Source organism: Bacillus sp. Medicinal_06, from assembly GCF_056711665.1.
Genome location: NZ_JBWYHD010000040.1, coordinates 1 through 4,491 on the forward strand (window position 1 = coordinate 1; position 4,491 = coordinate 4,491).

Consider the following 4,491-nt stretch of genomic DNA (forward strand, 5'->3'; position numbering starts at 1 on the left):
CCATCATTTCCACCAAATCACGAAAACTTAGATTGTACCGTAGGTACCATCTTACCGTTAATAAGATAATATCAGGTTGATAGTGCTTCCATTTGAACAAATTTTCCTTTTTCATACCGATCACACATCTTTTTTAGAGTAATAGTATCAGTATGTCCAAGATTTAGAGATTATTTGCAATTTCCCTGAAGTTTTTGCACCAGAACCTTCAAAAACATGGATTTCCAAAGAACTTTTTATGGAATGAAATTTTAAAAGTCGGAACAGGATTATTAGGCTATACAAATTTATCAAAACTCCGTAAAAAATACGCTGAACATTATAGAACATTTAAAAGCTAAAATTTAATAATTAAACTATAAAAAGAGTGATGCTTTTTTGAGGAAAAACAGAACATAAAAAAATAAAAATAGGTGGAACCTTCATTTAGAAGGATTCCACCTATATCTTTTAATAATAAACTTGTCCACCGTAAAGGTGAATAGCAGTACCATCTGTATTATTATTATTAAATTGAATCTTATAACTATCTGAATGCTTTGCAATCCACGCAAGAGGAACATTATGTTCACCGATAAAGTTACCTAAACTGTATTTCCCACAATATGTTCCGTCTGAATAATACAACTTAATAGTCATTAACTCAAATTTTCTTTTCGGATCTATCGTTATACTTTGTGGTTTATAGAACTTTTTCCCTCCCCCGATGTAAACAGAATTGTAAAATGATGCTGGTTCATAGTTATACACAGTTAAAGCAAGTTCCTTAACTTTTTCTAACGCTGCTCTTTGTGCCTTTTCTACTTCTTTATTAGTTGAACTAATTATGAAGTTATTCTCATCATAAGTATGAGCAACTGGCTCTCCTTTTGGGATCTCTGGGATTTTAAATATTTCCGGATCTAATACCTGTTTGTTTAATTCCTGCATTTCTTTTTGCGTAAAAGATTTAATTAAATTATCGTCCTTATCATAAGCTTCCATGAAAGGTTTACCATCATTATATAATGCTCTTTGCGTTTGTTCTTGATTTACTTTTTCTTTAGCATTAACTCCAACTGTTTCTCCAAATGCTGCACTAGCAGGAACTAACAGTGCTGTCGAAAGTGCAACCGCAGCCACCTTAGAAAAATACCCTTTTTTCATAACACATTTCCTCCCATTCCTATGATTTGAAACGTTCAACATAATAAAAGAGATACATATATTAAGTATCTCATAAGCTAGTCTCATATCTCTTATAGTAAGAATACACTAATTGCTATTGTTTTGGAACATAAATTTACAAAATATTCTATTATTAGTAAAATTAGGATTATAACCTAATTTTAAATAATATAAAAACAGAAAGTAATGATTAAGGAAATACAAATTTGGTGTTCCTCCTAATAAAGCCCCTATATGGGGTACAGCCGAGATACGTGTAAAAATAGGCAATAGGCTCACTTTTATTTCCAGACTCAGTTTATTGAACTTATGAATAACGTTTCATCTATTTTTACTAAAAAAGTATCTTGGCTGTACTCCATTTTGGAGTATAATATATAATTTCACACACCGAATTGTTTAATAAAAATAAACAACAAACCATTCATCAGGGGTTGCTTCTTCTGTTTACTCTTCGATACAATAGAAATATAGAATAACCGAAAAGAAAGGTGACTCTACTCATGAATCAACCTTTAGTGAATTTACGAGTTGATTTTGCGTTCAAGCAATTATTTGGTGTACAGGGACAAGAAGAATTGCTGATTTCTTTTTTAAATGCGATCTTGCATGAGTCTTTATCTACACCGATTGTATCGCTGAAAATTGAAGACCCACATTTACATAAAGAATATGAAGAAGATAAATTATCCATACTAGATATACTTGCTACACTTCAGGATGAAACAAAAGTAAATGTGGAAATACAGTTAAAAAATACACAAGAGATTGTAAAACGCTCCTTATATTATTGGAGTAAATTATACACTTCACAATTAGAAAAAGGGATGCCGTACCGTTCTTTACGGAAGACAATTGCGATTAATATATTAGATTTTGATCTCTTTCCTCACTATGATGATATGCATACAGTTGGACAGTTTTGGAGTCAACAGCACAAGCAAGTCTTACTCGATGATTTAGAAATTCATTTTATTGAAATTCCAAAATTGCTTCAGCAATGGAGAGAAGAAAAAATTAATCCGTGGGAAAATGAATTTGCTCGTTGGTTACTCTTGTTACCAGCGCATGAAGATGAACATTTAACCCACACGTTGGAGGATATCGCCATGAAACAAGACCCTATGTTACAAAAAGCGATCCACAAATGGGAAAATATGAGTCAGAGTAGTTCCTTCCGTTTAGCATATGAAGCACGGGAAAAAGTATTATTTGATGAACAAGCAAAATTGGCACATGCCCGTGAAGTTGGTATGGAAGAAGGAAAAGAAGTAGGCATTCAAGAAGGTAAATTAGCCGAAAGAAAACAGTTAATCCGAGGCATGCATAAGAATGGCATGGATATAGAAGATATTGCGAAGTTTACAAATATGGATATTTCAGAAGTACGCAATATTTTAGAACAATAAAAGGTAGACATCTCTTATAAAGGAGATGTCTACCTTTTATTTTCTGATTATTTAGAAAACGTATTGTATCTGTACACAAATAATAAAGTTGTTAAAAAAATAATAAAGTCCTTTTAAAAATAAAATAGTTATTTAAAAAGACGGTCTGAATTGGAATTTTACACCATATTTTCATTTGTATGCTATATAATAAAAGAGAGAATATTTCGGCATTTCGTTAAGAAAAGGGCTGTATGCAGGAGGAGTTAATCAAATGTTAGAGTTACCCCGTGGTGAAGTTTTTTTAGTTCCTTGGACTGAGGAATGGGAAGTCGAATTTTTAAAAGAGAAACAACTAATTGAAAAACAAATTGGAGAATACATTTTGGCAATACACCATATTGGAAGTACTTCTATTCCACACTTGAGTGCAAAACCTATTATTGATATTGCGATTGAATTAAAGAATTTTGAAAATGGTGTGAAATGTATTGCTAAGTTAGAACAGTTAAATTATAAGTATAGAAAAGATGTATTACCTGAAAGATATTATTTTAATAAGGGAGAGCCGAGAACACATCAAATTCATATGTATGAAAAGGGTAATAAATATTTAATTGAACAATTGTGTTTTAGAGATTACTTAAAAAATAATAAAACTTCTCGGATTGAGTATGAACAGTTAAAGATTCAACTTTCACAGGCTAATCCCAATGATAAACATAAATATGCAGATGATAAAACAAACTTTGTTAAATCTATATTGGCTAAAATAAATAATTAAAAAAGGAGGCTATGTGTAACTATTCCCCTTCCGAAATTAAACAACTTTAATATTCTTAAAAAATCGTAAAGCGAAAGAAAAGCTAACCTTTTAAACATTTTTAGTAACCATCTATCAGCGTACAGATAAATGGTTACTTTATTTTTAAGAATATAATTAAACGACTTTATTATCCCTATACAGTATCCTCAATTCCCTACATTTCGTTAGATTTACATCCGAGATACGTGTAAATATAGGTCATAGTCTTACTTTTATTTCCATGTCGTTTTACGGAAAAAGGAGAAAAATGGCTACATACCATTTCCTCCTTCTCAACTAGAGGTTTGAAAAAAGATCATGTCTCCTTTTTCATTATATAGCAAAATAGAGGGGATTTTAATCAAGAAATAATAAAATATTAATTAAACTTGGATATTTTGTTTTTTCTTTTGCTGTACTTTTGAGATAAATATTTGATAAAAAAATAAAATTATAACAGGTAAGACAGCGAATAAGAATAGGGAAGCTTCCTTTATAAAAAGAACAAACAATGATGTATATATTACCAAAAAAAGCGTGGACAATCGTACATCTTTTTGTTGAAAAGGTGTATATGTATAATCACTATAACTTTTCCTCATACGATACAATACAAATATGCAAAGAATTATACATGGGATTGCTAAATACCATATACCCAGATTTAAATTTGGAAAGTATTTTGGCAAGAAAAAGGTAAGAAAATTATATGAAATATGCGCCCAAATACCTGCCATAATGTTTCGGGTATAAAATGTAACAAGGGTCAACACAATAGAAATTGGTATGGTGTACAAGGCTTGGTATGAATTGAAATGAAAAATAGAAAAACTCATAACTGTAATCGTTATATAAGCAAATGAGTGAAGACGAAAGAAATGTAAGGAATTCAAAAGAAAACCCCTAAAAATTAATTCTTCCGCTATTGGACCACAAATCGCTCCCCAAAAAACCACCATAAAAAATGGAAACTCCTGCGCTGTTTGGTTAATTTCTTGGTTAATAGGGTTCTGTTGCAAAGTTTTTAAAACTAAGCTAAACTTTTGCAAAACAGAGTGAGGAGAATCATAAATGGGATATTTTAAAGGAAAACAATTCAGGAAAGATATTATTTTAGTAGCCGTCGGCTAC

General features: G+C 30.9%; 4 protein-coding genes and 1 pseudogene. 2 read left to right on the forward strand and 3 right to left on the reverse strand.

Translation table 11 applies throughout. The features are described 5' to 3' along the window. Nucleotides 1-115: pseudogene (locus tag AC1M36_RS28150) on the reverse strand (IS6 family transposase); the annotation flags it as partial. Nucleotides 116-450: 335 nt separating this feature from the next. Then, on the reverse strand, nt 451-1,146 hold the full coding sequence (locus tag AC1M36_RS28155) for a hypothetical protein (protein WP_479846504.1): 696 nt from the start codon (nt 1,144-1,146) through the stop codon (nt 451-453). 524 nt (nt 1,147-1,670) lie between these two features. Here AC1M36_RS28155 and AC1M36_RS28160 point away from each other — a divergent pair. After that, nucleotides 1,671-2,576: an Rpn family recombination-promoting nuclease/putative transposase gene (locus AC1M36_RS28160; RefSeq protein ID WP_479846505.1), complete on the forward strand. Its 906-nt coding sequence runs from the start codon at nt 1,671-1,673 to the stop codon at nt 2,574-2,576. Nucleotides 2,577-2,829: 253 nt separating this feature from the next. Beyond that, nucleotides 2,830-3,339 (forward strand): GrpB family protein, encoded by a 510-nt coding sequence (locus AC1M36_RS28165; RefSeq protein WP_479846506.1) that lies wholly within the window; start codon nt 2,830-2,832, stop codon nt 3,337-3,339. Nucleotides 3,340-3,743: 404 nt separating this feature from the next. On the opposite strand, the gene AC1M36_RS28170 is transcribed toward AC1M36_RS28165, so the two are convergent. Next, nucleotides 3,744-4,319 (reverse strand): CPBP family intramembrane glutamic endopeptidase, encoded by a 576-nt coding sequence (locus tag AC1M36_RS28170; RefSeq protein ID WP_479846507.1) that lies wholly within the window; start codon nt 4,317-4,319, stop codon nt 3,744-3,746. Nucleotides 4,320-4,491: the final 172 nt, after the last annotated feature.

What these genes read in the sequence shown, in the direction of transcription:
- AC1M36_RS28155 (WP_479846504.1), bottom strand. Translation starts at nt 1,146, where the DNA reads ATGAAAAAAGGGTATTTTTCTAAGGTGGCTGCGGTTGCACTTTCGACA.
- AC1M36_RS28170 (WP_479846507.1), bottom strand. Translation starts at nt 4,319, where the DNA reads ATGGTGGTTTTTTGGGGAGCGATTTGTGGTCCAATAGCGGAAGAATTA.
- AC1M36_RS28160 (WP_479846505.1), top strand. Translation starts at nt 1,671, where the DNA reads ATGAATCAACCTTTAGTGAATTTACGAGTTGATTTTGCGTTCAAGCAA.
- AC1M36_RS28165 (WP_479846506.1), top strand. Translation starts at nt 2,830, where the DNA reads ATGTTAGAGTTACCCCGTGGTGAAGTTTTTTTAGTTCCTTGGACTGAG.